Source organism: Corallococcus exiguus, from assembly GCF_009909105.1.
In the GTDB taxonomy this organism is placed as follows: Bacteria; Myxococcota; Myxococcia; order Myxococcales; family Myxococcaceae; genus Corallococcus; species Corallococcus exiguus.
Genome location: NZ_JAAAPK010000009.1, coordinates 435,066 through 459,845, shown reverse-complemented (window position 1 = coordinate 459,845; position 24,780 = coordinate 435,066). Strand labels below are relative to the sequence as shown.

At 70.7% G+C, this 24,780-nt stretch carries 20 protein-coding genes; 8 read left to right on the top strand and 12 right to left on the bottom strand.

The window, feature by feature from the left end; translation table 11 throughout:
* Nucleotides 1-2: 2 nt before the first annotated feature.
* Nucleotides 3-1,973, top strand: coding sequence for an HD domain-containing phosphohydrolase (locus tag GTZ93_RS30720; RefSeq protein ID WP_126935111.1), 1,971 nt, complete (start codon nucleotides 3-5; stop codon nucleotides 1,971-1,973).
* Here GTZ93_RS30720 and GTZ93_RS30715 read toward each other — a convergent pair.
* From GTZ93_RS30715 to metG, 3 genes are all read right to left on the bottom strand, one after another.
* Nucleotides 1,960-2,736 carry a TatD family hydrolase gene (locus GTZ93_RS30715; protein WP_014398047.1) on the bottom strand — a complete coding sequence of 259 codons (777 nt, stop codon included), beginning with the start codon at nucleotides 2,734-2,736 and terminating at the stop codon, nucleotides 1,960-1,962. The genes GTZ93_RS30720 and GTZ93_RS30715 overlap by 14 nt on opposite strands.
* Complete coding sequence (locus GTZ93_RS30710; RefSeq protein WP_139918694.1) at nucleotides 2,733-3,707, bottom strand: HEAT repeat domain-containing protein; 975 nt, start codon at nucleotides 3,705-3,707, stop codon at nucleotides 2,733-2,735. Before GTZ93_RS30710 ends, GTZ93_RS30715 begins: the two co-directional genes overlap by 4 nt.
* 188 nt (nucleotides 3,708-3,895) lie before the next feature.
* The gene (gene metG / locus GTZ93_RS30705; RefSeq protein WP_139918692.1) at nucleotides 3,896-6,022 is read right to left on the bottom strand and encodes a methionine--tRNA ligase; all 2,127 of its coding nucleotides are present in this window, start codon (nucleotides 6,020-6,022) and stop codon (nucleotides 3,896-3,898) included.
* Between the two features lie 109 nt (nucleotides 6,023-6,131).
* Here metG and GTZ93_RS30700 point away from each other — a divergent pair, with 109 nt between their 5' ends.
* Nucleotides 6,132-6,929 (top strand): NRDE family protein, encoded by a 798-nt coding sequence (locus tag GTZ93_RS30700; RefSeq protein ID WP_139918690.1) that lies wholly within the window; start codon nucleotides 6,132-6,134, stop codon nucleotides 6,927-6,929.
* A gap of 16 nt (nucleotides 6,930-6,945) precedes the next feature.
* Here GTZ93_RS30700 and GTZ93_RS30695 read toward each other — a convergent pair whose 3' ends face one another.
* The 5 genes from GTZ93_RS30695 to holB form a co-directional block, all read right to left on the bottom strand.
* Nucleotides 6,946-7,836 (bottom strand): patatin-like phospholipase family protein, encoded by an 891-nt coding sequence (locus GTZ93_RS30695; protein WP_139918689.1) that lies wholly within the window; start codon nucleotides 7,834-7,836, stop codon nucleotides 6,946-6,948.
* 158 nt (nucleotides 7,837-7,994) lie between these two features.
* Nucleotides 7,995-9,890, bottom strand: coding sequence for a M4 family metallopeptidase (locus GTZ93_RS30690; protein ID WP_139918687.1), 1,896 nt, complete (start codon nucleotides 9,888-9,890; stop codon nucleotides 7,995-7,997).
* A gap of 337 nt (nucleotides 9,891-10,227) precedes the next feature.
* Nucleotides 10,228-10,677, bottom strand: a complete 450-nt coding sequence (locus tag GTZ93_RS30685; RefSeq protein ID WP_120568058.1) for a hypothetical protein — start codon at nucleotides 10,675-10,677, stop codon at nucleotides 10,228-10,230.
* A 25-nt stretch (nucleotides 10,678-10,702) separates the two neighbouring features.
* Nucleotides 10,703-12,019 (bottom strand): DNA polymerase III subunit delta, encoded by a 1,317-nt coding sequence (gene holA / locus GTZ93_RS30680; RefSeq protein WP_121751643.1) that lies wholly within the window; start codon nucleotides 12,017-12,019, stop codon nucleotides 10,703-10,705.
* A complete protein-coding gene (gene holB, locus GTZ93_RS30675; RefSeq protein WP_139918685.1) occupies nucleotides 12,016-13,050 on the bottom strand; it encodes a DNA polymerase III subunit delta' in 1,035 nt (344 codons plus the stop codon). The genes holA and holB overlap by 4 nt, the downstream gene beginning before the upstream one ends.
* A gap of 83 nt (nucleotides 13,051-13,133) precedes the next feature.
* Between holB and GTZ93_RS30670 the strand changes: the two genes are divergently transcribed.
* The gene (locus tag GTZ93_RS30670) at nucleotides 13,134-14,624 is read left to right on the top strand and encodes a mechanosensitive ion channel family protein (RefSeq protein WP_139918683.1); all 1,491 of its coding nucleotides are present in this window, start codon (nucleotides 13,134-13,136) and stop codon (nucleotides 14,622-14,624) included.
* Between the two features lie 24 nt (nucleotides 14,625-14,648).
* On the opposite strand, the gene GTZ93_RS30665 is transcribed toward GTZ93_RS30670, so the two are convergent.
* Together GTZ93_RS30665 and GTZ93_RS30660 are read right to left on the bottom strand one after the other, a co-directional pair.
* Entirely contained in the window at nucleotides 14,649-15,704 is a 1,056-nt protein-coding gene (locus tag GTZ93_RS30665; protein ID WP_139918682.1) for a lipase secretion chaperone, read from the bottom strand.
* 21 nt (nucleotides 15,705-15,725) lie between these two features.
* Nucleotides 15,726-16,655 carry an esterase/lipase family protein gene (locus GTZ93_RS30660; protein WP_120578082.1) on the bottom strand — a complete coding sequence of 310 codons (930 nt, stop codon included), beginning with the start codon at nucleotides 16,653-16,655 and terminating at the stop codon, nucleotides 15,726-15,728.
* 281 nt (nucleotides 16,656-16,936) lie between these two features.
* Between GTZ93_RS30660 and GTZ93_RS30655 the strand changes: the two genes are divergently transcribed.
* The gene (locus GTZ93_RS30655; RefSeq protein ID WP_139918680.1) at nucleotides 16,937-17,722 is read left to right on the top strand and encodes a hypothetical protein; all 786 of its coding nucleotides are present in this window, start codon (nucleotides 16,937-16,939) and stop codon (nucleotides 17,720-17,722) included.
* A gap of 13 nt (nucleotides 17,723-17,735) precedes the next feature.
* On the opposite strand, the gene GTZ93_RS30650 is transcribed toward GTZ93_RS30655, so the two are convergent.
* The gene (locus GTZ93_RS30650; protein ID WP_120578102.1) at nucleotides 17,736-18,488 is read right to left on the bottom strand and encodes a pyridoxal-phosphate dependent enzyme; all 753 of its coding nucleotides are present in this window, start codon (nucleotides 18,486-18,488) and stop codon (nucleotides 17,736-17,738) included.
* A 161-nt stretch (nucleotides 18,489-18,649) separates the two neighbouring features.
* Here GTZ93_RS30650 and GTZ93_RS30645 point away from each other — a divergent pair, with 161 nt between their 5' ends.
* The gene (locus GTZ93_RS30645; protein WP_139918678.1) at nucleotides 18,650-19,678 is read left to right on the top strand and encodes a lipoate--protein ligase; all 1,029 of its coding nucleotides are present in this window, start codon (nucleotides 18,650-18,652) and stop codon (nucleotides 19,676-19,678) included.
* Between the two features lie 25 nt (nucleotides 19,679-19,703).
* Here GTZ93_RS30645 and GTZ93_RS42480 read toward each other — a convergent pair whose 3' ends face one another.
* Nucleotides 19,704-21,140 (bottom strand): hypothetical protein, encoded by a 1,437-nt coding sequence (locus GTZ93_RS42480; protein WP_222595347.1) that lies wholly within the window; start codon nucleotides 21,138-21,140, stop codon nucleotides 19,704-19,706.
* A 116-nt stretch (nucleotides 21,141-21,256) separates the two neighbouring features.
* Here GTZ93_RS42480 and GTZ93_RS30635 point away from each other — a divergent pair, with 116 nt between their 5' ends.
* From GTZ93_RS30635 to GTZ93_RS30625, 3 genes are all read left to right on the top strand, one after another.
* Nucleotides 21,257-23,086 (top strand): sensor histidine kinase, encoded by a 1,830-nt coding sequence (locus tag GTZ93_RS30635; protein WP_139919580.1) that lies wholly within the window; start codon nucleotides 21,257-21,259, stop codon nucleotides 23,084-23,086.
* A complete protein-coding gene (locus GTZ93_RS30630; RefSeq protein WP_139919581.1) occupies nucleotides 23,083-23,808 on the top strand; it encodes a response regulator transcription factor in 726 nt (241 codons plus the stop codon). Before GTZ93_RS30635 ends, GTZ93_RS30630 begins: the two co-directional genes overlap by 4 nt.
* A 117-nt stretch (nucleotides 23,809-23,925) precedes the next feature.
* Nucleotides 23,926-24,687 carry an energy transducer TonB gene (locus tag GTZ93_RS30625; RefSeq protein WP_139919582.1) on the top strand — a complete coding sequence of 254 codons (762 nt, stop codon included), beginning with the start codon at nucleotides 23,926-23,928 and terminating at the stop codon, nucleotides 24,685-24,687.
* Nucleotides 24,688-24,780 lie beyond the last annotated feature (93 nt).

Sequence of the window (24,780 nt, the reverse complement as noted above, 5' to 3'; positions counted from 1 at the left end):
CCATGGCGAAGCGGCTGGGAGAGCGGTTGATTGAGGCCGGCCTCGTGACACCGGGGGCCGTGGAGCAGGGTCTGGAGCACCAGAAGATCACCGGCCACAAGCTGGGGGACTGTCTGGTGGAGCTGGGCCTGCTCCAGGAGGCCGCGCTGCTGCGGCTCCTGGCCAATGAGTTCCAGACCCGCTTCGTCACCGCGGACAAGCTGGCCAAGGCCCGCATCGACACGAAGGTGTTGGACAAGCTGCCGGTGCGGCTGGCGGAAGCGCAGAACGTGCTCCCGCTGGCCGTGGATCCGGAGCGCAAGCTGCTCTCGGTGGTGGCCGCCGAGCCGCAGAACAAGTCGCTGCTCGACGAGATTGCCCTCGTCACCGGCATGTCCGAGGTCTACGCGTACATCGGCCTGCGCAGCGCCATCTCCGCGGCCATCCGCAAGCACTACTACGGCGACCCCACGGCGTTCAGCACGCTGCTGGAGGGCCCCTCCGCGAACAATGGTCCGCGCCGTCCGGACACCCCGTCGAACACGCACGTGGGCGCGGAGCCCGGGCGCAGCGGGAGCTCCGCCGGACGCAGCAACGCCACCAGCCTGAGCATGCGGCTGGAGACGGACGCGCGGATGCGGCTGCAGCGCGGCGGCAGCGGCACCAACGTGGCGCGCGTCTCCACGCAGCGGCGCGAGCCGGGCGGCCCGCGCGGGCTCATCAGCGACACGGACTACGTGGAGACGCTGAGCTTGATGGTGGGCCTGCTGGAGCAGGACCGGCCCCGGCACCGGGGACACTCCGCGCAGCTGGCGCGGCAGGCGGGCATCGTCGGCCAGCGCATGGGCATGCCCCACAAGGAGCTGGCGGCGCTGTCCATCGCGGCGTACCTGCACGACCTGGGCAAGCCCCCGGAGCGGCACTTCTCGCTGGCGAGCAACGCGGCCAATCCGGAGTGGAAGGCCCAGGCCAAGGCGTGCTGCCGCGCGCCCACGAAGCTCTTCGAGACGGTGCACCTGCCCGCGCAGGTGAACACCATCCTCGCGCAGCTGTACGAAGCCTGGGACGGCTCCGGCACGCCCCAGGGCGCCAAGGGCGAGGACATCACCCTGGGCGCGCGCATCCTGGCGGCGGTGGACAGCTTCCTGGAGCTGACCAAGAACCCGGGCAACGCGCACGGCCGCGTCTTCAACAAGCAGCAGGCGCTGGAGCACCTGAAGAAGAACGCGGGCGTGCTCTACGACCCGGTGGTGGCGGACATCGTCGGGCAGCTGCAGAGCGGCGCGCTGCTGGTGCACCGGCTGGCCAGCGAAGGCCGCCAGGTGCTCATCGCGGAGCCGGACGAGGCCACGCGCGGCGAGCTGTTGGAGGCGGTGCTCAAGCAGGAGCTGGTGGCGCACGCGCTGTCCACGCTGGACGGCGCGCTGGACGGCCTGTCTCGGCTGGACTGCGACGTGCTGGTGGTGAGCTTGCGGCTGGGCCAGCAGGAGGTGATGGACCTGCTGGAGGCCGTGCGCTCCATGCCGGAGAGCGCGGGCCTTCCCATCGCCGTGGTGGGCGAACCGGATGCCCAGGCTCGCGAGCGGCTGCTGATGGCGGGCGCGACGGCGGTGCTCTCCCCGAGCGACAAGGCGGAGGTCGCCCGCACGGTGCTGTCCCTCTTCCAGGACCGCGTGCAGCACAACGGCCCGGGCCGGGTGGTGCGCGGCAGCTTCGACGAGCTGCCCCCCAAGGAGCTGTTGCGCACGCTGGGCGGCGGCAAGAAGAGCGGGAAGCTCCAGCTGCGGAGCCACACGCTGGAGGGCTCGCTGCACCTGGAGCGCGGCCGCGTGGTGCATGCGGCGTTCGGCGGCCACGCGGGCGAACCCGCGCTGCAGGCCCTGCTGAAGCTGAAGCAGGCGGACTTCGTCTACGACCCGGACGCGCTGCTGCTGGACATGCCGCAATTGGACCAGGACCTGGAGGCCCTGGCCAACGCGCTCACGCCAGCGTGAGGTTGAAGAGGCGGGCCGCGTTCGCCGTGGTGACGCGGGCCACCTCTTCCAGCGACACGCCCTTCAGCTCCGCCACCTTCTTCGCCGTCTCCAGCACGTGCGCGGGCTCGTTCTTGCGGCCGCGGTGGGGCACCGGCGCGAGGTAGGGACTGTCCGTCTCCACCATCAGGCGCTCCAGCGGCGCGAAGCGCACCGCGTCCTGGAGGGCCTCCGTCTTCTTGTAGGTGACGACGCCGGACAGCGACAGGAAGAAGCCCCGGTCCAGGTACTTGCGGGCCGCGGCCGTGTCGCCGGTGAAGCAGTGGATGACGCCGCTCGTGACGTCCTCGGCAGCAAGGGCCGCTTCGCAGTCGTCATGCGCGTCGCGCACGTGCACCACCAGCGGCTTGGACAGGCGCTTCGCGAGCGCGCACTGCCGCCGGAAGACGGTGGCCTGAATCTCGCGCGGCGAGTGGTCGTAGTAGTAGTCCAGCCCGGCCTCGCCCACGGCGCGCAGCTCCGGGCGGGCGCAGGTGCGCTCCAGCATCTCGAAGTCCGCTTCCGTGGCGCGGGCGGCCTCGTGCGGGTGGATGCCCAGCGTGGGCGACAGGAAGTCCGGGTGCCGGGCGGCGACCTCCAGCGCATGGCCCCAGTCACCAGGGCCATGGAACTGCCCTACCAGCACCGCGTGCACCAGCCCCGCGGCGCGAGCGCGCTCCAGCACCGGAGCCACGTCCGCGTAGTCCTTCGGCTCCAGGTGGCAGTGCGCATCAACCAGCTTCATGGCTTCTCCTGAAACAGCTCTTCCAACTCAGTCCGTGCCTCTTCCGAGGCGAAGGTGGGCACGGCGGCGCGCAGGCGCTCCATGCCCTCCGCCACGGCCAACCGCCACACGCCGTCCGCCGCGTCCAGTCGGTCGTCCTCCGGCGCGCTCCGGTCTTCCAACACGGCGAGCAGCCAGGGCAGCGCCTGCGCATCTCCCAACCGGCCCAACCCGCGCGCGGCGGCGCCCCGGCACGGGTCCTTCGCGTCCGCGAGGATGTCCTTCAGCCGCTCCAGCGCGCCCGGGACCTTCAATTCACCGCACAGCTCCACCGCGAGCGCCCGGTCCGCGCTCCACTTCTTGCGCGTGCGCTGCATCAGCCAGTCCGCGCCCTCCGGGTCGCCCAGCTTCAGCAGCACGCCCGCGGCCTGCGTCTTGTCGAACGCGGGCAGCAGCCACTTGCCGAAGAGGCGCTTCACCGCCGGCAGCGCCCGCGTGTCCTCCAGCTCCGCCAGCGCGCCCAGCGCCCGGAAGCGCAGCGTGTCCACGTCCAGCGCGGCCACGAGCACGTCCAGGCCGGCGGGGTGCTTGAGGGCGGCGATGCCTCGCGCGGCCTCGAAGCGGACCTCCGGCGTGGGGTCCTCCAGCATTCCAGCCAGGGCTCCGCGCGCGTGCGGCAGCGCGAGATCCGCGAGCCGTCCGGTGGCCTCCAGCCGCACGCGGGTGTCCTCATCGCGCAGCCTTGGCAGGAGCATGTCCGGGAGCTGCTCAGGCGGCAGGATGACGGACGCCAGGCTCACGCCCGAGCGGCGCACCTCCGGCTGCGCATCCGCTAGCAGGCGCACGAGCACGTCCGTGAACTCCGCCGCGTGCGCGGGCTCCTCCGACGCAATCTGGAACAACAGGTCCGCCGCCTCGGCCCGGCTCGCCGGCCGCTTCTCACGCTCCAGGGTCAACAGAGCGCGGTCCCGCTCGGCACGCCAGTCCGCCACGTCTCGTCACCTCTCTGGCGCCCAGGCTTTCCCACACCCAGCGCGTCCTTGGAGTCCCTGTCGCCGTCCGACGTCAGGGGCCTACCGCTCCACGTCCTGGCCTGCCCGCGTCCCGGTGGATGCCCGGGCCTACCGCACGGCACACATCCCGGTAGGCAACGCCGCCGCCCGGGATGCCACCGCTCGCGCTACTTCACGTCGGCGCCGGGCGGCACGTCGCCCGGCTCCAGCAGGGACAGGTCCTTGCCGCCCGAGCCCGCCGTCAACAGCATGCCGCGCGACTCGATGCCCTTGAGCTTGCGCGGCTTCAGGTTCGCGACCACGACCACGCGCCGGCCCGCCAGAGCCTCGGGCGCGTACGCCTCCGCGATGCCGGACACGATGGTGCGCGGCGTGCCCTCGCCCAGGTCCACGTCCAGCTTGAGCAGCTTGTCCGCGCCCTTCACCTTCTCCGCGGCCACGATGCGCCCCGCCTTCAGCACCACCTTGGCGAAGTCCGCGTACTCGATGTCGGCCGCGGGCGCGCCTTCCGCCGCCCCCGCTCCAGGGGACGCCTGCGTGGTGGGCACCGCTTCCGGACTCTTCGCTTCCACGGGCTTCTTCTCCGTCTTCTTGTCCTTGCCGCCTGCCTTCGCGGGCTCGGCGGCCGGCGTCCCCGCGGGGACCTTGATGATGGCGTTGACGCGCTCCTCCTCCAGCCGGGGCAGCAGCGGCTCCGGCGTGCCCAGCGGGCGGGTGCGGTCCAACAGCGGGTACTTCGCGGTGGCGAGCGCCTGGAACGTCAGCGGCTCCGCCCCCAGCTGCGCGAACAGCTTCTCCGACACGCGCGGCGTCACCGGCGCCAGCAGCGCGCCCAGCAGGTACGCCACGTCCGCCGCGTCCGACAGGTCCGCCCGCGCGGCCTCCGCGTCCTTCTTCACCAGCGCCCACGGCGCCGACGTCTGCAGGAACGCGTTCGCGGTGGAGGCAATCTCCGTGATGATCCGGATGGCGTTGCGGTACTCCAGCTTCTCGAACGCCTCGCGCACCTCCGGCACACGCGCCAGCGCGTCCTCCACCAGCTTGCGGCCCGGTCCTTCCGCGCGGCCCGGCGCGAGCTTCTTCTCCAGCGGCCCGGCCAGCAGCGACAGCGCGCGGTTGGCCAGGTTGCCCACGTTGTTGACGAGCTCGCCGTTCACCCGGAGGCGGAAGTCCTTCAGGTTGAGGTCCAGGTCCTCCACGCCCGCGCCCAGGTTGGCCGCGTAGAAGTAGCGCAGGTAGCTGGGGTCCAGGAGCTCCAGGTAGTCACGCGCGGCCACCATGGTGCCGCGGCTCTTGCTCATCTTCTCCCCGTTCACGGTCAGGTGCCCGTGCACCTTGATCTCGTTGGGGATGTGGAACCCCGCGACGTTCAGCACCGCGGGCCAGAACAGCGCGTGGAAGTAGACGATGTCCTTGCCGATGAAGTGGACGATGCGCGTGGGCGCGTCCTTGCCCCAGTACGCGAGCGCGTCCGCGACGCGGCCCGACTCCTTGGCCCACTTCTCCGTCGTGGCGATGTACCCGATGGGCGCATCCAGCCAGACGTAGAAGAACTTGTCCGTCTCACCGGGAATCGCGAAGCCGAAGTACGGCCCGTCGCGGCTGATGTCCCAGTCCGCCAGGCCCTTCTCGAAGAAGCCCTGGAGCTGGGCGGCCAGGCCCGGGTGGATGAAGCCGGGGCGCTTGAGCACTTCCTGGAGGAAGTCCGCGTGCCGCGACAGCTTGAAGAACAGGTGCACGGAGTTGCGGCGAACCGGCGGCGTGCCACACAGCGCGCACTTCGGGTCGATGAGGTCCGTGGGGTTGTACGTCTTGCCGCACTTCTCGCAGGCGTCGCCGTACTGCTCCGTGGCCTTGCAGTTGGGACAGGTGCCCCGGATGAAGCGGTCCGGAAGGAAGCGCTTGTCCTTCTCGCAATAGGTCTGCTCGATGTCGCGGCGGTCGATGTCGCCCGCGTCCTTCAAGCGCCCGTAGATGAGCTCCGCGTAGTGGCGGTTCTCCGGCGAGTTGGTGGAGTGGAAGTAGTCGAAGCGGATGTCGAAGTCGCGGAAGTCGCGCTGGTGCTCGTCGTGGAAGCGCGCGACGAACTGCTCCGGCGGGATGCCCTGCTTCGCGGCGTTGATTTCAATGGGCGTGCCGTGGGTGTCATCCGCGCAGAAGTAGACGACGTCCTGGCCGCACGAGCGCAGGAAGCGGACGTAGATGTCCGTCTGGATGTACTCGACAGCGTGGCCGAGGTGGATGGCGCCGTTCGCGTACGGAAGGGCGCTGGTGACGAGGGTTCTCTCCGCCATGGACTCTCCTGAGGGCGGCGGACCATAGCCGCTCGGGGATACGAGGTCATCGCCAACATGCAGGCCCGGGGCTGCAAGGCGCGAAGATGGATGTTATCGACCGGACGCCATGTGCACCGTCCTGATCCTCCGTAACGCCCACCCCGAGTGGCCGCTGGTCCTCGCCGCCAACCGGGATGAGTTCTACGCGCGTCCGGCCCACGGGCCGAAGGTCCTCTCCGAGTCCCCCCGCGTGGTGGGCGGCCAGGACGTGGAGCGGGGCGGCACGTGGATGGGGGTCACCCACGAAGGGGTCGTCGTCGCCCTGACGAACCAGCGCGGCGCCAGGAGCCTGGGCCTGGCCCCCCGCTCCCGGGGCGAGGTGGTGCTGCGCGCCCTGCAGGCCGGGTCGGTGGAGGCCATCGAGCGCTACCTCGGCACCCTGCCCGCCCCGGAGTTCCTGCCCTTCAACCTGCTCTACGGGGACGCGCGCACCCTGCGGGTGGCCTACGCCAGACCGGGCCATGCGCACCTGCTGCACGAGGACGTCCCGGACGGCGTGCACGTGCTCCCCAACGACAGCCTGGACAACCTGGCCCTCCCCAAGGTGCGGCGGGCGCATGCCCTGGCGGAAGGCGTGGCGAAGCGCCCATGGCCGGAGCTGGTGACGGGGCTTCAGGCTGCCCTGGGCGACCATGCCCTGCCACCCCGGGAGGCCGCGACGGGGCCACTCTCGGAGGACGACCTGCCCGCGGACTTCCTCCAGCAGCTCCAGGCGCTGTGCATCCACACGGAAGAAGGCTACGGGACGCGCTCGTCCGCCATCGTCGCGCTCGGGCCCGGCCACGTGGGGCACTACCTGGCCACGGATAACGCGCCCTGCCAGGGCAACTGGCGGGACGTGACGGGCCTGCTCACGGCGCCCTGAGCGGCTCGCCGAGTCGTTAGTCCAGCCGCGCCCGCATCACCGCGTCGCGGCCCGCGTCGTAGGTGGCTTCGAAGGCAGGGCCCCGGCCGGTGAAGGCCTCCACCGGCGGCATGGGCACGTCCACGCGGACCTCCCGCACGTCGCAGCCCAGGTCGGAGCGGTAGAAGGCCGGTTCGCCGGTGACGTTGATGGCGATGAGCCGCGCACCCGGGAACAGCTGACACGCGTCATCGACGGGCGTCGCGGACACGCGGTCCGCGCCCGGATCGATTCGCTCCAGCGTCGCGTCCTTGAACAGGAGCGGATTGGACGCGCTCGCGGAGACGGCCTCCGCCAGCGAACCGTGCGTGACGGAGACGAGCCGGATGCCTCCCGCGAAGGGCTCCTGGTGGAAGGTGGCGAAGGGCACGGGGAGCTCCTCCACGCGCGCGCCCGCGTAGAAGGAATCCAGCACCTGTGCGAAGCGCTCATGGCTCAAGGGGGGCACCGTCGCCGCGCCACCCGCCGCGCCCAGCGCTCCCGCCGCCACGGCCGGTCCCAGCGCGCCGCCCGACACCAGCACCGCGAGCAGGCCCACAGCCGCGCCCACCGCGCCTCGCGTCGCGGCGACCTTGCGCGTCTGTTCCTCGTAGGCGGTGAAGAAGGAATGGTAGCGCTGGCGCAGGTTGGCTCCGGGCGCGGACGCGTAGAGGCCGCCCACCACCGCGCCCATGCTGTTTCCCACCACGCAGTCGATGGGCACGCCCCGGGCCACCAGCGCATCCAGCGCGCCCACGTGCGCGAGCCCCTTGGTGCCTCCTACGGACAGCACGACGCAGGTGCGCGAAGCGCGCGTGTCCCGGTGGCACGACAGGGCCCCGGAAGCCACCACCACCGACAGCAACACCCACCCCAACCGCCGTCCCATGCATCCTCCCGCGTGCGAAGTCGGGCCACCCTACCCCGTTCCCGCGAGACAGACGCCATGGCCCCAAAACACGACCGCCCCCGGGACAGGAGCCCCGGAGGCGGAAGGTGACCTTCACGAGGCCCGGCGTGGACTCACGCCGGACCCGCGTTGGGGACTTAGTACGTGGCCTTGAGGGACACGCCGCTGTACGCCGAGTAGCCGCGCACCATGATGTACATCTTGCCCGCCGAGGTCTTCGCCGCCGCGCTGCACGACTCCGCGTTGCCGGAGAGGTACGGACGGCAGTCGTAGGACGTCGTCGTCGGGGCGGAACCGAACTTGATGTACATGTCCGCGTCGCCCGTGCCGCCGCTCATCACGTAGGTGGACGCCTTGGAGACCGGCAGGTCGATGCAGTAGTAGTTCGAAGAGCTGGCGGCGCCGGACAGGCCCGTCTTCGCGACGCCGTTGGTCAGCGTGGTGCAGGTCGGGGGCGGAACCGTCACGCCCACGCCCACCGCTTCCCAGGCGGCCTTCACGGAAGCCTGCTCGGCCGCGGTGTAGCCCAGGGCCGCGGCGGCCTGGATGGTCCAGGTCTTCGCCTGCTCGTACGTGGTGCCGGCCGTGTAGAGGTTGGCGTTGGCGTAGTACCAGATCTGACCGGCCTTCTGGACGCCGATGCCCGTCACGTTGATGGTGCTGCGGCCGCGCGGGTGCACGCCACCCTTGGCGAGCAGCGCGAACGCCAGGTTCGGGACGCCGGAGGTGTAGTGCACGTCCTGGCCCGTGTAGTTCGGCGCCCAGTCAATGGACGCGCCGTCCTTCGCCGGGTCGTCCATGTAGCGGAGCGCGTCACCGGCGGTGCCGGGGGTCCACACATCCTCGCCCACCTTCCAGATGTCCGCCGCGGTGCTCCACGAGCCGGACTTCCAGCTCTCGCAGATGGCGCCGAAGGTGTCGGACATGGCCTCGTTGAGGCCGCCGGACTGGCCGGAGTACGTGAGGTTGGACTCGTTCTCCGTCACCGCGTGGGTCAGCTCGTGGACCGTGACGTCCGCGTCCTTGCCCAGCTCGATGGAGTTCACGCCGTCGCCGTCGCCGTACACCATCTGGGTGCCGTCCCAGTAGGCGTTCACGTAGTTGCGGCTGTAGTGCACCGTGCTGATCAGCGTCTGGCCCGCGTTGTTGAGCGAGTCGCGGTTGAAGTTCGTCTTGTAGCAGTCGTAGGTGTAGCCCAGCATGTCGTAGTTCATGTCGACATGCGCGTCACCGATGGCCGCCTGGCCCTCGCTGCGCTTGAGCGTGCCCGGGGTGCTGGTGCCGTTGTTCGCGCTGTACAGCTTGCGGTTGAGCGCGGTGTGGATCTCCGGCACGCGCAGCAGCGTGGCGCCGTTGAGCGCGTCCACATAGACGCGGTCGCGCAGCGGCATCAGCTCGCTCTCGCCAGTGACCCGCACCTCGTACGCCAGGCGCAGGCGGCCGTCCTCGGCCTTCACGTACACCAGGCGCGCGCCGTCCGTGGCCAGGCCCGTGCCCTTCGTGTCGCGCAGCGCCGCCGTCTGGGCCGCCTCCGCGGCGACCAGCGGACGCGCGGACACGGCGCCACCGGAGCGCGCGGAGCCGTTCGCGCCGAAGATGGCGCCCGAGCTGTCCACGTGCACCACCAGCTCCTCGCCCACCACCGGAAGACCGTTCAGCGTCTGCGCGTAGCGGATGTGCGACGTGCCCTGCTCGTCCACGTTGATGCGGCGGACCTGCAGGTCGTTCGCGTTCAGGCGGAACAGCGACGCGATGGAAGGCAGCGACCCGGCGATGGCCGTGTGCACGTCCGCGGCCGCGAAGCCCGTCAGCGGGCGGTCCGCCTGGCCCAGGCGGCCCTGGATGGTGTGCGGCGTCCCATCCGCGTTGGTGCCGACAATCTGCGCGCCCGGAATCACGCTCAGGGCGTTCTGGACCTCGGCGACTTCATCCGGCTTCTGCTGATCCTTCTGCGTGTTGACGTCCGCGTCCCCGACGCCGCAAGCGACGAGGGGGAAGGCCAGCAGGGCTGAAACGAAACGGGTGCGAACCAAGGTACTGCCTCCTGCCCGGCGCAAAGGGGGTGGTCGCCGGGACAGCGCTCCTTTCAGCATTTGTCAGGCCAACTCATTAAGTCCGCGAAATGCCTCGCAGTACCGGAAGGCACAGAAAAACGGCTGGCACATCAGTGCCCAGTAAATCTTCCGTAATGTGGAAGCATTCGTTACGAGTCCTTCACAAAGGCCCGTTCTTGCTGGGCTTTTCGCCGTTCATGGGCCCCTGTCCTGAACCATGACAGTGCACACGGGGAGCGTCCTCTATTCGGACAATCCCAGGATGGCGGCTTTTTCTTGCTACGCAAAGCATAACCCCGAATTCGCGCGGCGTGCGTCAGCGCCACACACCAAGCAGCACCCGCGCGCGCCCGTCCATGGGGAGCGCGGCCTCTTCCACCGTGGTGTAGCCGGCGTCGCGGGCCACGTCGGCCAGGTGCCGCATCCACGGTTTGTAGGGCATCCCATTGTCGGAGCAGCAAGGGACGACGGCGAAGCCCAGCCCGTGGCGCGCGGCGTACTCGATGATGATCCGCGTGGCGCCATCCGGGTGCATGCCCACGACGAGCTCCGCCTCGCAGGGCTCCTCGAGCGTGAAGAGCCGCTGCGCGTACTTCACGGGCAGGTGCTTGTGGCGCAGGTCGAAGGTTGTGACCGTGCGGCCGCGCTGGGTGAGGGACTCGTTCAGCTTCCCCATGCCGCCGGCGATGTCATAGACGCGCAGGGCCTGGGGAAAGCGCGTGACGAGCAGGTCCGCGAAGAGGTCGAAGCGTCGCTTGTCCGCCATGGCGGCTCCTTCAGCCCGGGCCCTTTCAGGCGCGGGTGCACACCGTCCACAACAGCCGCTCGATGACGAGCTTCCCGCTGGCGGAGGACTTCAGGGCCAGGTCCGCGTCCGCGCACGCCACCAGGGCGTTGAGCAGCTCGCGGCGCTCGTAGCGGGCGGCGGCCTGCATGCCGAACGCGAGCGCCCACGCGTTGGGCGTCTTGCGCTTGGTGGCCTTCAGCTCGGCCTCCAGCTTGGGGAGGATGCGCGCCTCCACGTCGCGGCCGGTGCGCGGCGGTTGGCCGCCCGCGTACTTCTCCAACCAGGCGTGGTTCTCCAAGAGCGAGCGGACAATGGACGCCACCGCGCCCAACAGCTGCAGCGCGTGCGTGCCCTGCCCCATCGCGTCCTCGGCGTAGGAGAGCGCGTCGCGCAGCTCGCGCTTCTGGAGCGCCTCCGTCAGCTCGAAGAACTCCTCCTCGCGCGCGTGGTGCACCAGCAGCGCCACGTGCTGCGCTTCGATGGTGGGCCCCTCCGCGTAGACGGCCAGCTTCTCCAGCTCCGACTGGAGCAGCCGGATGTTGCCGCCGATGCGCTCCTTCAGGCCCTCCAGCGCGCCCGGCCCCAGCTTCTTCTTGAAGGGGGCGAGGAACTCCCTGGAGATTTCACTGAGGTCCAGGTCCTTGTGGCGCGCGGCCACCTTGCGCTCGAAGAGGCGGCCCTTGTCCTGCGCGAACTTGAGCAGCGGGCTGCGCGAGTCCACGTCCGTGGCCGCGAGCACCAGCGCGTGCCCCGGCGGCACGCCCTTCTGGAGCAGCTCCAGGAGCGCGGACGCGTCACCTTCCGGGGCGCTGATGCGCTCGTCACGGCAGAAGGCCGCCGCCTCCTGGAGGAAGGACAGGTCCGCCTCCGCCAGGTCCACGTTGAGCTCGTCCTTCCACTGCTCCACCGAGGGCGCGCCGGGCACGCGGGGGTCCAATTGGTCCACGCCCCAGCCCGCGCGGCCCGCGAGCGCCAGGAGCCGCCGGGCGCCCTCCTTGCGCTTGCCCGCCTTCCACGCGTCGCGCGCCTTGGCCAGCGCGTCGCCCTTGCCCTTCTTGGGCGCGAGGAACTCCGGGTCGCGCACCAGCACCACCTTGCGCCCGGGGAACAGCGGCAGCGTGGCCAGCTCCTGCGCCACCTCGCGCGGGGAGGCCGCGTCCAGCACCGCGAGGTTCAGCCCCATGGAGGCGTCCGGCACCAGCGTCTTCACCAGCTCGTCGGCGCCCTTCCTGACCAGGAACTCCTCGCCCCACAGGAGGTACAGCGGCCACACCTTGCCGCCCTTCACCTCCGCCAGCACCTCGTCCATGTCCGCGCTCATCGGCCCTCCACGCACAGTTCGATGAGCAGCCGCTCCAGCTGCAACCGGGGCGCGCCGTTGCGCGAACCGATGGCCGTGCGCGCTGACTCCAGCAGCGAATGCCGCCGGTGCAGCGCGGCCTCCGACGTGCGCTTCGCCGCGTCCTCCGCCAGCGCCGTCATGTCCCGGTTCGCCAGCGCCTCCAGCGCCCCGGCCTTCGCGAGCGACACGTCCCGCGTCCACAGGATGAGCAGCTCCAGCGCCGTGTCCGCGTCCTCGCGCGAGCCGCCGTGCGCCTCCGCGAAGCGCAGCAGGGCCGGGATGTCGTTGCCGCTCAGGGCTTCAAAGGCGGTGAGGACGTCCTTGCGCTCCTTCAGCGCGTTCACGTCCAGCGCGAGCGCGCGGCCCAGGCTGCCTCCGGACATCACCGCGGCCAGGGCGGCGGTGTCCGCGTCCAGCTTGCGCTCCTGCTGCACGTGCCGGGCGACCAGACCCACGGGCAGCGGACCGAAGTACACCTTGCTGCACCGGCTGCGGATGGTGGGCAGCAGCCGGTCCATGGCGCTCGCCACCAGGATGAGGGTGGTCTCCGCGGGCGGTTCCTCCAGCGTCTTGAGGAACGCGTTCTGCGCCTGGACGTTCATCTGCTCCGCGCTGACCAGGATGGCCACCTTGCGCTTGGACTCCAGGCCGCGCAGCGCCAGGCGCTCCTGGAGCTGCCTTATCTGCTCCACACGCAGCTCACGGCTGGGCGTGCCGGTGAAGTCGGAGCGGCCCGCGAGTCCTCGCGACACGCGCTCGTCGTCCGGCATCACCCAGGTGACGTCCGGGTGCAGCCCCTTGGCCAGACGCACGCAGCTGGTGCACTTGCCGCAGCCGACCTCCGGGGCCTCCGGGCACGTGAGGGCCTGGGCCAGGCCCACCGCGGCCAGCTCCTTGCCCACCCCTTCAGGCCCGGCGAACAGGTAGGCGTGATGCACCGAGCCAGACCGCAAGGCGGATTGGAGCGCGTCCATCGCGCGGGGCTGTCCCTGCACCGAGGCAAGCGTCATGGGGGGCGTGTATCCCCGCTCGCCGCCCACCCGTCAACCGCCACCTTGACCCGTGCGCGCGCCCCCGGTCTGATTCACCGGACGTGTTGAACTTCCTCGAAGGCTATCTCCCCCTGCTTGCGGGCTCCATCCTGACGGTGCTCCTGCTGGGCATCCAACGGAGCACCCGCGACCCGGACCTGCGCGACGACCTGCGGGGCGCGGTGCGGATGCTGCTCGCCTTCCTGGTGCTGCGGCTGGCGTCACACTTCCTGCCGGAGGCGTCGACGCCGGAGGGCCTGCGCAAGTTCGTGGGCGTGGGCTGGATGCTCACGTTCGCCTACGGCGTCATCCGGGCCGCGGTGGCGTTCGCGCTGAAGCTGGTGCGGATGCGCTCGCCGGTGACGACGCCCAAGATTCTCCGCGACGTCATCGACTTCACGCTGTACGCGCTCGCCACCGTCCCCATCCTCCAGAGCCAGCTCAACCTGGACCTGGCGGGACTGGTCGCGTCCACCGCGGTGCTGACGGTGGTCATCGGTCTGGCGCTCCAGGAGACGCTGGGCAACCTCTTCGCGGGCCTGTCGCTGCAGTTGGACAGGCCGTTCGAGGTGGGCGACTTCATCCGCATTGGCGAGCACACCGGGCGGGTGGTGCACATCGGGTGGCGCTCCATCCGCATCGCCAACTTCCGGCGTGAGGTCATCACCCTGCCCAACAGCATGGTGGGCAAGGAGCACGTGAAGAACTTCACCCAGCACCGCGAGCCCGTGGGCATCGAGGTGCAGGTGGGCGTGTCCCTGGACGCGCCGCCCAACCAGGTGAAGCAGGCGCTGCTGGAGGTGGCCCGGGAGATTCCCCAGGTCCTGGTGCAGCCTCCGCCGATGGCGCGCACGGTGGGCTTCACGGAGTCCAACACGCAGTACATGGTGCGCGTGTTCCTCAATGACTTCGCGCTGTCGGACAGCGTGAAGGAGGAGCTGCACACGCGGCTGTGGTACAGGCTGCGCCGCGAGGGCATGGAGCTGCCCCACGCCCAGCGCACGGTGACCCTGCGCCGCGAGACGAAGCACCGCCGCCGCGAGCTGGCGGACGACACCGTGCGCGACCTCTTGCGCCAGGTGGACCTCTTCACGCCGCTGGGCCCGGAGGAGGTGGAGCGCCTGCAGTGCGAGGTGGTGGTGCGCCGCTTCGGCCGCAACGAGCGCATCATCCAGGAGGGCGACGAGGGCGGGACCTTCTACGTCGTGGCCTCCGGCGAGGTCAGCGTGCGCGCCGGCACGCTCCAGTCCGAAATCACGAGGCTGGGGCCGGGCCAGTACATCGGGGAGATGTCCCTGCTCACCGGCGAGCCCCGCGCCGCCACGGTGGTGGCGCTCCAGGACTCCGTGCTGCTGGAGCTGGACCGGCCCACCTTCGCGCGCCTGTTCTCCGACTACCCGGGCCTCGCCCGGCAGCTTTCCGCGCTCCTCGCCCAGCGCCGCACCCAGCTGCGCGCCGTGGCCCAGGCCGCGGGCGGAGGACCGGACCACTCACCCGAGGCGGGCCGCATCCTCGGAAGGCTGCGGTCGCTCTTCGGCCTCACGCACGAATAGGGTTCAAGCGGACCTGAAGCCGCCTCACCCGCCTCCGGAACCAGAGGCCGCTTCGATGGTGTCCGAGGCCTCCACCCGGAGGCGTTCCTCCGGGGTGAACGAGTCGAACAGCAGCCGCTGCACCGCGGCCTGACGCCGGGCAGGGTCCGGCTCGCTCTGGCCCAGCGCCTCGCGCTTCGCGCGGAAGTCCGCCAGCCGCTGCTTCCACTGCGCGCGCTCCGCGTCCAGCGCCTCCAGCCGCCCGGTGGCCTCAGGCCCCACGGTGGACAGCCGGTGCTGGTGCAGGTCCTCCGCCGTCGCTCCCCCCGCCAGCAGCTCCTGCTCCACGGCCTGCTGCCGCAGCGGGCGCACAGCCTCCTCGCGGCTGGCGCGCACGTCCGGGGGCAGCCGCTCCTCCAGCGCAGCCATGCGCTGCTCGCGCTCCTCCTTCGTCAGCGACGCGTCCTTCATCAGCTTCAGCCGCTCCACGGCGACGGCGTCCACCGCCTCCTCCTGCCCGAAGAGGCCGTCGGCCGCGCCGCCCAGGTGCTCCCGGCGCAGCTTGCGCAGGGACTCCAGGCGTTCGGCGGTGTCCATCGTGGCCGCGGAGCCGTTCGACCCCAGGCCCCGCGCTGCCTCCAGGTAGGCCAGGTAGTCGTCCAGCACCTGCACCGCTTCGTCCATGGCGGCGGCAGGCAGCTTCTTCGCCCGCAGCGCCGCGAGGATGCGCTCGCGGATGAGCGACGCGGACTCCTCGCCCGTGGCGGACAGGTAGTAGTTGAAGAGCCGGCGCAGGTCCGCGTTCGGCACCAGGTGCCCGGACGCATCCACCAGCACCGCGCCATCCTCCTCCGTGTCCTTGAGCGAGCCGGGCAGTGGCGGCAGCGGCGCGCCGGCCCGCGAGTCCGGGCTCGCCGTCACGGCGGCACCGGGAACGGCGGGAGACGCCCCCTGCGGCCGCGACCCCTGCGCGACGGGAACGGCGGACGGCGTTACAGCGGGTCCGGGCGCGTCAGACGCCCGGACCTTCCACCACGAGAAGACGCCGGCACCCAGGAGGGCGCACAGCGCGACCACGAGAATGACGGCGCGGCGCTTCATGGCGGGGCACTCCTTGGGGGATTACAGGCCCGCGGTCTTCAGGCGGTTCGCCTGGGTGCGGAACACGGACTTCGGGTCGGTGAAGAACGCGGTGAGGCCCAGCACCTGGTTCACTTCGTCCAGGTGGTTCATGTCGTAGTTGTCACGGATGACCGTGCCGAAGCGCGAGCTGCAGCGGCCCACGAGGCCGTCGTTGGACTCGCTGTAGAAGAAGGACGACAGCTTCAGCGCGTAGTCGGACGCGTCGAAGACGTTGGTGAAGGGATCCGTGCCGGACCAGGAGTAGTAGCGCTGCCCCTGCGTGCCCGTCGCCGCGCCAGTGCCGCACGAGGAGGTGGGCAGACCCGCCGGGTACTTCGCGTTGTACGTGGCCGCGCCCGAAGCGGACAGCGCCGTCAGCGCGCCAATCGCGTCCTGGGACTGCGTGTGGCCGGACAGCAGGCCCAGCACCAGGCCCAGGTTGTTCGCGAAGTACGACAGCACGCCCTCCGTGAACGAACCGCCCTTGATGTTCGAGCGCAGGTAGGTGGCCAGGTCCGCGCCCTTGTGCGGCGTGCCCACCGTCGTCACGGACGCCACCAGGTCCGGCCGCACCGCCGCCACGTAGCGCACGTCCAGGCCGCCGTGGCTGTGGCCAATCAGGTTCACCTTCTTCGCGCCCGAACGCGCGAGCACGTCCTGCACCTGCGCCAGCAGCGCCTCGCCGCGCGCCTCGCTCGTGTTGAACTGCGGAACGTGCGTGATGTAGACCTTCGAGCCGCCCGACTTCAGCGTCGACTCGATGCCGTAGAAGTAGTCGAGCACCCCGAACAGCGAATCAAAACCCGCCATGCCGTGCGCCAGCACGATGGGGTACTTCGTCTGCGTGTACGTATCCGCGGCGCGAGCGGGCTGCGCCCAGAGGGCAAGAACCGCGACAGTCAGAACGAGGGTCCGGACGGCGTTTCGCATACAGGCTCCTGATTGGGGAGGGCGGATCATCGAAGGGATTGACCCGCGAATCAGCCCATAAAGCGAGGCTCTGATAAAAATCAAGCCAACCTCAGAATTAACTGAAAAGCGTGTCAGCTCCGGGTCAGGACAGACGCATGTGTTTGTTCCCCCTTTCCCTCTGCGACCCGCTGCGTCAGAAATCGAGACGCACCGCATAATCGCAAATCAACGCAATGCATTACGACTTCAGCGCCCCGCGTCGGAGTGGCAGCATGCGGGCCTTCCCGAGGAGCACGCGCTTGGACACCGCCGCCTATCAGGCCTTCACCGTGGAATTGACGCGCAGGGCTGACGCGGACGGCCGTTTCCGAGGGCTCGTGGCGCTGGGCTCGATGGCGGCGCGCGACTACGCGCCGGATGACTTCAGCGACCATGACTTCTTCGTCGTCGCATGGCCCGGACACGCTGAAACATTGAGACAGGAGCGCGGCTGGCTGCCCCATGCGGAGGACGTGGCGCTGGTGTTCCGCGAGACGGCGCATGGCCTCAAGGTCGTGTACCGCGACGGGCACCTGCTGGAGTTCGCGGTGTTCGACCTGGAGGAGCTGTCGTTCGCGCGCGTCAACCGCTACCGCGTGCTGCTGGACAAGGGCGGCGTGACGGAGCGCATGGACGAGCGCGCGCGGGACACGGCGGAGGAACTCCAGCGCACGGCCCCGGACGACGCGTGGCTCTTCGGACAGTGGCTCACGCAGGTGCTGGTGGGCGTGGGCCGCCACGCGCGCGGCGAAGGGCTCAGCGGACGCTCGCGGCTCTACGAAGCGGTGCGCCTGTTCTGCCTGCTGCTCGCGCGCCATGTCCCCGCCCCTGCTGCTTCGCTGCTGGACGGGTTGGATCCGGTGCGGCGCGTGGAGCGCGTGTATCCGGAGACCGGCGGTGAGCTGGCGCGAGCTTTGGAAGGCGATACGCCGGGCCTCGCGCGCACGCTCCTGCGGCTGGCTGAACGCGAGCTGTCCCACGTGCCCGCGTACCCGCGCGACGGAGTGGCCGCCGTGCGGGCGAGAATCGAAGCGGCGCACCGGTAGGCGTGCGGTCGCCTCAGGCGCGGGCGGAGTCCGGTTCCCGGGCGTTGTGCGCGATGACGAGCACCCGTTCAGGATTCGGCTGCCGGCGCGCCCAGTCCAGGAGCGAGGTGAAGGCATCCGGCGCGGGGGCGGCCGTGGCCAGGACCATGCGCGGCTGGTGTTCGAAGAACAGGTCCTCCGCGCCCAGGTTCTGGGCTCCCCACGTGCGCCAGCCGGGCACCGACGTGCCGGGCGCGGGCTGCAGGCCGGTGACGGTGAAGCCACCGGCCATGAAGACGCGCGTCAGGCCCACCAGCGTCGCGCCCGTGCCGAAGCCACACACCACGTGCCGCACCGTGGGGAAGCGCTCGCGCACCTGCGCGCGCAGCCCCGACGCCCAGGCCTCCACGCACGCGACCATCGCTCGATTGGTGAGCTGCCGGGGCCAGCTCCAGCCCTCGCGCTCCAGGGACTGGGCCTGGTGGAACATGTCCGCCATCGAGTCCACCTGGCGCACCTGCCCCTGGAAGCCGTTGGCGCGCAGGTACGTCGCGCCCGCCGCGTCCGTCAGGGCCACCGTGGGCAGGCCCCGCTCGCGGCCCAGGAGGTCCAGCGCCAGCGCGCTCGACGCGCCGGACAGCTCCACCAGCCCGCGCGAGCCCGGCGGCATCGCGGCCAGGTAGCGCGCGAAGGTGAGGTACTTGAGGCTGCCGGACGGCTGCGCCCCACCCCACAGCACCACCGGGCCGCCCGCACGAGGACGCGACAGGGAAAACACTCCACGCATGGCCGCCCCCATGGCGCGCACCCACACTCCGCGCCCGACACGCGCCGGAGTCTTCCGGAGGCAGCCCCCCCTCGGCCATTGCCCCCGGGGAGGAAGGGATGTCCTGCGTGGGACGGCGCAAGTCCCTGCAAGCACGTGGCGGGCGGTTATGCTCCGCGCCCATGTCTCAAGCCCCGCGCGTCCGCATCCTGCTGTCGGAGACGTACAACCCCTGGTTCAACCTGGCGACCGAGGACTGGATCTTCCGCGAGTTGGATCCCTCCACCCAGACGCTCTTCCTCTGGCGCAATGACAACACGGTCGTCATCGGCCGCAACCAGAACCCGTGGTCCGAGTGCAACCTCGCGCGCATGGAGGAGGACAAGGTCTTCCTCGCGCGGCGCACCAGCGGCGGCGGCGCGGTGTTCCACGACCTGGGCAACACCTGCTTCACGTTCCTGTCCGCGAAGGAGGGCTACGACAAGACGGCGAACGTCCGCATCCTGCTGGACGCGCTGTCGCGGCTGGGCGTGACGGCGCAGGCGTCCGGGCGCAACGACCTGGTGATTCCGCTGGAGGACGGCCCCCGGAAGATCAGCGGCAGCGCATACCGCGAGACGAAGGACCGCGCCTTCCATCACGGCACCTTCCTCATCCACGCCAACCTGTCGCGGTTGGCCAACTACCTCACGCCGCACCCGAAGAAGCTGGAGTCCAAGGGCAGCGCGTCGGTGCGCTCGCGCGTGATGAACATCCGCGATCTCCAGTCGGAGGCCTCCCATGAGTCGCTGGTGAAGGCGATGATCGGCGCCTTCTGCGACTTCCACGGCGCCACCGCGGAGCCGGAGCTGCTGGAGCCCTCGTTCCTGGAGAGCCAGCCGTCGCTCAAGCGCACCTTCGATCACTACGCGTCGTGGGACTGGCGCTTCGGCAACGCGCCCCGCTTCAGCCACCAGATGGTGGAGTACCTGTCGTGGGGCTTCTTCGAGGTCCACGTCGACACGGAGAACGGACACGTCACCCGCGCGCAGGTCTTCTCGGATGCGCTCTACCCGGACCTCGTGCAGGACCTGCAGGCGGCGCTCACCGGCAAGCCGCACAGCCGCAACGGGATGCAGCAGGCCGTCGCCGAGGTCCGCGCCCGCCACCCCTCGCAGGAGCGCGAGCTGGCGGAGCTGGAGACGTGGCTGATGGGCCAGGTCGAGGTCTGACCCGGCCCATCCGCCGTCACTTCACTCAGCGATGGCCACCACCGCCGTGGCCACCGCCGGAACCGCCACCCCAGCCGCCGCCGCTGCCACCGCCGCGGCTGCTGGAGCCGTGAGACGAGCCGCCGCTGGAACCGCGCGAGGAGGAGGAACCCCCGCCGCGACCGGAGCTGCCGCCACCCCAACCGCCGCTATTGCTGCTGGAGGACCCGCCGCCGGTCTGCTGGACGCGGCCGGAGCTGCCGCCGCCCCAACCGCCGCCGTTGCCGGACGAGGAGCGTCCCCCGCCACCCGACGACGGACGCCCGGGGCTGGAGCTGGAGCCACCACCCGACGACGGACGCCCGGGGCTGGAGCCGCCATTCCAACCGCCGGAGCCACCGTTGGACTGGTGCGCGCCGCCACCCGACGACGGACGCCCGGGGTTGGAGCCGCCACCCCAACCGCCGCTGGACTGGTGCGAGCCGCCGCTCGTGCCGTTCCCACCGGGGGGCGGATTGCGCGTGCCACCCCAGCCGCCGCTGTTGCCGTTGTTCGACGAGTGGACGCCGCTGCCCTGCGGACGGTAGGGCCCGGGACGGCTGTTGCCCCGGCCACCGTTGGACGAGTAACGCCCGGGCGACGCGTCATGCGAGCGCGGGCTGTTGTACCGGTACGGCCCCGGGCGCGAGTAGTGGTAGCCCCCCGGGCGGTAACGGCTGTGCCCGTAGTCGTAGTAGCGCCACGACACGCCCGGATACCGGTACCACGAGCGCAGGAACAGGTTCGGACGGCCGAAGGAGAACGAGATGTGCGCGTGGCGGTAGACCGGCACGACAACGCGCACCGAGCCGTTGTAGCCCCACCCGCCGCCCACGAACGCCCAGGACGGGCCGCGGCGCACCCAGTGCGGCGACACGAACACCAGGCCCGGACGCGGCGGCTCCATCCAGGAGCCAGAGACCCACTCGTAGCCGTTGGCGCCCCAGTACCAGTAGCCCGGAGCCCACGTGTAGCCCACGGAGGGCGCGGGGGGCGGCGACTCCACGCGCAGGGCCGGAGGCGCCTGGGTGGCCGTCACGTCCTCGCTGGCGACCTCCACGGGGATCTCCACCTCGGTGGAGCCCTCCTGGGCCCAGCCGCCGGACACCCAGCGCCAGACGTCGTCGTCCTGCGCCCAGTAGCCGTTGACGTACTGGTAGCCGGGCATGCGCTCCACCCAGCCGCCGGACTTGAACTGCCAGCTGTCGCCGTCCCAGTACCAGTGCCCGGACGTCCAGACCGCGCCGGCATAGGGCCGGGGGGTCGGTGACTCGGCGGGCAGGTCAGGGGGCGGAGAGGGCGCGATGGGCCCGGAATCATCCGCGTTGGACTGCTGGGCGTACCCGTCATCACCCCAGTCATCCGCTGCGACCGGCGAGGTCTGCGCGAACGCCCCCTGGGTCGCCAGGCCGACAATCAAACCCATCCACCATCGAGAACCCATGACTCCGTCTCCGATCTCCAGACACCCGTGGGGACGCCGGCTGCCCCCACTTTATTCACCCTGGAGGCTCCCGGCCCGCAAACCTGTCGACACTGCTACAGTCCCGGGGGACGCGAATGCTGCGCCGACTCCTCCCCACATTGCTCGCCCTGGGCTTCGGACTGCTGGCCCTCGGATGGGGGCTGGTGAGCCTCCAGCGCATCTTCACCCAGGAGCGTGAGGACGCGCGCGCCCAGGTGCGCTCGCGGCGGATTGCCCTGGAGCAGCTGGCCGCCGAGTCCCTGCGCACCGCGCTCGCGCAGATGATGAAGTCCCACCTGCCGAAGCTCAACGCGGCCGTGGGCGACCCGCTGCTGCCCGCCGAGGGCTACTACCTGCTCTTCCGCGGCCACCAGTTCCTGCCGCGCGTGGACTGGACCCGGGAGGGCGCGGACGTCCCGGCCCAGGCCAACTACACGATGCTGGCGCACGCGCTGGAGGACGGTCAGGCCCCCTCCCCCTACCAGGAGCGGCTGTCCCGGCTGCGCGCTGCGGAGGCCGCCCTGGCCTCCAGCAGCGAGGCGCGCAAGGACGCGGCGGTGGAGGCCCTGCTGCGCTACCACGCGGCGCACCCGCTGCCGCCGGATCAGGAGCTGCCCTTCACCCTATTGATGGTGGAGTACCTGCAACGCGGCGAGGAAACGCAGCCCCTCATCCGGGCGCTGGTGCGCGAAGGCCTTCCGGAGGAGCTGGGCGGCATGGCGCGGGATGCGGGCCTGCAGCGCAACGTGCTGCGCTCCCGGGCCCAGCTCACGCAGCCGGACTTCAACTTCCTCCAGGCGCGCATCGTGGCGTTGAGCAGCACCTTGTCGGAGCCGTCCGACGCCTTCGTGGCGCGAGTGCAGGAGGCCGGCGCGGGAGCCCTGGTGCTGCCGGAGCCGCTGGACGGCCCCACGCTCCTGGCCGAGCAGTGGTACGTGGAGCCCGCGGCCGAACAGGTGCACGGGCTGGCGGTGGACATGGGCGCGCTGCTCTCCGAGCTGACGCAGGAGCTGCGCGGGCGCAACCTCATCCCCCGGGATGGCCAGGTGCGGCTGGGGCCCGGCGGCGTGGCGCGGCCCCTGAAGCACCCGGGGCTGGAGGTGGCCACGCCCGGCTGGGCCGCGGCGGAGGCGGACATCGAGGCGCGGTACGGCCTGAAGACGCTGCTCGTCGCGGCGTGCGGCGCGCTCGCGTCGGCCATCGCGGCGCTGGCGGTGGTGGCCCAGCAGCGCAAGTACCGCTTCGTGGAGCTCAAGAGCGACTTCGTCTCCACCGTGTCCCACGAACTGCGCACGCCGCTCGCGTCCATCCGCCTGCTGGGGGAGACGCTGGAGCGCCGGCTGGGCAAGAGCCCGGAGGCGGGGGACTACCCCACCCGCATCGTGCGCGCGGCGGAGGGGCTGCACTTCCTGGTGGAGAACATCCTGTCCTTCAACCGCATCGACAAGGGGCGATGGGCGCTGAGGCCCGCGCGCGTGCGGCTGGAGGAGGCGGTGGGCAACCTGCGCGATGACCTGATGGACGCCGTCACCGTGCCGGTGGAACTGAGCTCGGACGTGGGGGACGTGGAGCTGGACGCGGACGCGTCGCTCGTGCGGATGCTCTTCGCCAACCTGGGCCGCAACGCCTGTCTGTACAACCTGCGAAGCCCGGTGGTCCTCACGGTGCGCGCCTATCCGCAGCCGGGCTTTGGCGCCACGGTGCTCTTCAGCGACAACGGGGTGGGCATTCCCCCGGAGGAATGGGAGCGCGTGTTCCAGGACTTCTACCGTCTGACAACGCCCGGGCCGGAGGTGCATGGAAGTGGCCTGGGGCTGGCGCTGTGCCGCAGAATCATGGGCCTGCACCAGGGCAGCATCCAGGTGGCCTCCTCCGGCCCCGAAGGCACGACCTTCGCCCTGACCTTTCCCGAGACGCGCCGATGACGACGCAGACGCCAACCCCCACCACCCGCCCGACCATCCTCATCGTCGAGGACGACGCCAACCTGCGCATGGGCCTGCGTGACAACCTGCGCGACGAGGGCTACGACGTGACGGACGCCCCGTCCGCGAAGGACGCGGCGCCGCACCTGGCGTCGCGGGCGTTCGACCTGCTCATCCTGGACGTGATGCTGCCGGGCGAGGACGGCTACAGCTTCTGCCGCCGCCTGCGCGCGGAGGGCGTGAAGAGCATGGTGCTGATGCTCACCGCGCGCTCGCTGGAGGACGACCTGGTGCGCGGCTTCGAGGCCGGCGCGCAGGACTACCTCACCAAGCCCTACCGGCTGCGGGAGCTGCTCGCGCGCGTGCAGGCGCTGGTGCGCCGGGCGGGCACGGCGCCGCCGCAGGTGGTGACCTTTGGCGCCTTCACGCTGGACCTGGGCCGCCGCGCGGTGCTGCGGGCGGACGGCAGTGAAGTGGACCTGACGCGCACGGAGTTCGACCTGCTGGCGTTCCTCCTGCGCCACCGCGACCGCGCCCTGCCGCGGGGCGAAATCCTGGACGCGGTGTGGGGCCGCGACGTCGTGGTGGATCCGCGCACGGTGGACAACTTCGTGTCGAACCTGAAGAAGAAGCTCGGGTGGACGAGCACGTCCGGCTTCACCATCCACACGCTGCGCGGCGTGGGCTACCGCATGGAGGTCCTGAGCGGCGGCCCGTCATGACGCAACCATGACCAACACATGGAGCCCTGTCGGCCTTTCGACTGGCGGGACTTCGTACCTTGCATCTTGTGGGGACGGGACGCCTGGAGCGTCCGCCCCGAACAGGAGGCGGGTCAGATGTTTGAGTCGGTCATCGAACGGCGGGGAGTGCGCTCGGGACGGTTCGGCACGGGCGCGTGGGTGTCCATCGGCGTGCACGCGGGGCTCCTGGGCCTGGTGTTCTTCATCTCCGGCCGCGTGCCCGAGACCGTCGAGCAGCCCGAGCGGACGATCGTCTTCCATCAGCCGGCCATCCGGCAGGGCGTGAAGCACGCCGCGCAGCCGGCACCGGCCACGACCGCACCGAAGCCGAAGCCGAAGCCCAAGCCGCGCACGGACCGCATCCCGCTGAACCCGAAGCCGCTGCCTGCGGATCCGCCGGAGGCGAAGCCGGATCCGGAGCCGACAACCATCGCGGACGCGGCGGCCACCACCGACGCGACGGGCACGGGCGAGACCGGCCCGGTGGGGGACCCGGACGGCGATCCGAGCAGCACCAGCCCCATCGGCGCTGTGGGCGTGCCGGGGATCCCGACCGCGCCCACGGGTACGGAGGTGCTGCCCTTCCAGGGCGGGATGACGCCTCCGAAGATGCTGAGCGGTTCGCAGTTCAGCTACACGCTCGAAGCGCGGCGCGCGGGCGTGGAGGGGATGATCATCGCGAAGTGCGTCATCACCACGGAGGGCCGGGTGCGCGACTGCCGCATCATCAAGGGACTGCCGTTCATGGATGACGCGGTGCTGGAGTCCCTCTCCTCGCGGACGTATCAGCCGCTGACGTTCCAGGGCCGTCCGGTGAACGTGTCGTACACGTTCAACATCAGGCTGAAGATGCCGTAGCCGCGGGGCCGGGTGTTCGCCAGTGGAAGCGCCCGGACGCCTGTCTCCCTCTCGAGTGGGGAAAAGAATCGCGGCGGGAGTGCGGGCCCGTTA

What these genes read in the sequence shown, in the direction of transcription:
- GTZ93_RS30700 (WP_139918690.1), top strand. Translation starts at nt 6,132, where the DNA reads ATGTGCACCGTCCTGATCCTCCGTAACGCCCACCCCGAGTGGCCGCTG.
- GTZ93_RS30695 (WP_139918689.1), bottom strand. Translation starts at nt 7,836, where the DNA reads ATGGGACGGCGGTTGGGGTGGGTGTTGCTGTCGGTGGTGGTGGCTTCC.
- GTZ93_RS30665 (WP_139918682.1), bottom strand. Translation starts at nt 15,704, where the DNA reads ATGAAGCGCCGCGCCGTCATTCTCGTGGTCGCGCTGTGCGCCCTCCTG.
- GTZ93_RS30660 (WP_120578082.1), bottom strand. Translation starts at nt 16,655, where the DNA reads ATGCGAAACGCCGTCCGGACCCTCGTTCTGACTGTCGCGGTTCTTGCC.
- GTZ93_RS30635 (WP_139919580.1), top strand. Translation starts at nt 21,257, where the DNA reads ATGCTGCGCCGACTCCTCCCCACATTGCTCGCCCTGGGCTTCGGACTG.
- GTZ93_RS30715 (WP_014398047.1), bottom strand. Translation starts at nt 2,736, where the DNA reads ATGAAGCTGGTTGATGCGCACTGCCACCTGGAGCCGAAGGACTACGCG.
- GTZ93_RS30625 (WP_139919582.1), top strand. Translation starts at nt 23,926, where the DNA reads ATGTTTGAGTCGGTCATCGAACGGCGGGGAGTGCGCTCGGGACGGTTC.
- GTZ93_RS42480 (WP_222595347.1), bottom strand. Translation starts at nt 21,140, where the DNA reads ATGGGTTCTCGATGGTGGATGGGTTTGATTGTCGGCCTGGCGACCCAG.
- GTZ93_RS30630 (WP_139919581.1), top strand. Translation starts at nt 23,083, where the DNA reads ATGACGACGCAGACGCCAACCCCCACCACCCGCCCGACCATCCTCATC.
- holA (WP_121751643.1), bottom strand. Translation starts at nt 12,019, where the DNA reads ATGAGCGCGGACATGGACGAGGTGCTGGCGGAGGTGAAGGGCGGCAAG.
- GTZ93_RS30720 (WP_126935111.1), top strand. Translation starts at nt 3, where the DNA reads ATGGCGAAGCGGCTGGGAGAGCGGTTGATTGAGGCCGGCCTCGTGACA.
- GTZ93_RS30650 (WP_120578102.1), bottom strand. Translation starts at nt 18,488, where the DNA reads ATGCGTGGAGTGTTTTCCCTGTCGCGTCCTCGTGCGGGCGGCCCGGTG.
- holB (WP_139918685.1), bottom strand. Translation starts at nt 13,050, where the DNA reads ATGACGCTTGCCTCGGTGCAGGGACAGCCCCGCGCGATGGACGCGCTC.
- metG (WP_139918692.1), bottom strand. Translation starts at nt 6,022, where the DNA reads ATGGCGGAGAGAACCCTCGTCACCAGCGCCCTTCCGTACGCGAACGGC.
- GTZ93_RS30645 (WP_139918678.1), top strand. Translation starts at nt 18,650, where the DNA reads ATGTCTCAAGCCCCGCGCGTCCGCATCCTGCTGTCGGAGACGTACAAC.
- GTZ93_RS30685 (WP_120568058.1), bottom strand. Translation starts at nt 10,677, where the DNA reads ATGGCGGACAAGCGACGCTTCGACCTCTTCGCGGACCTGCTCGTCACG.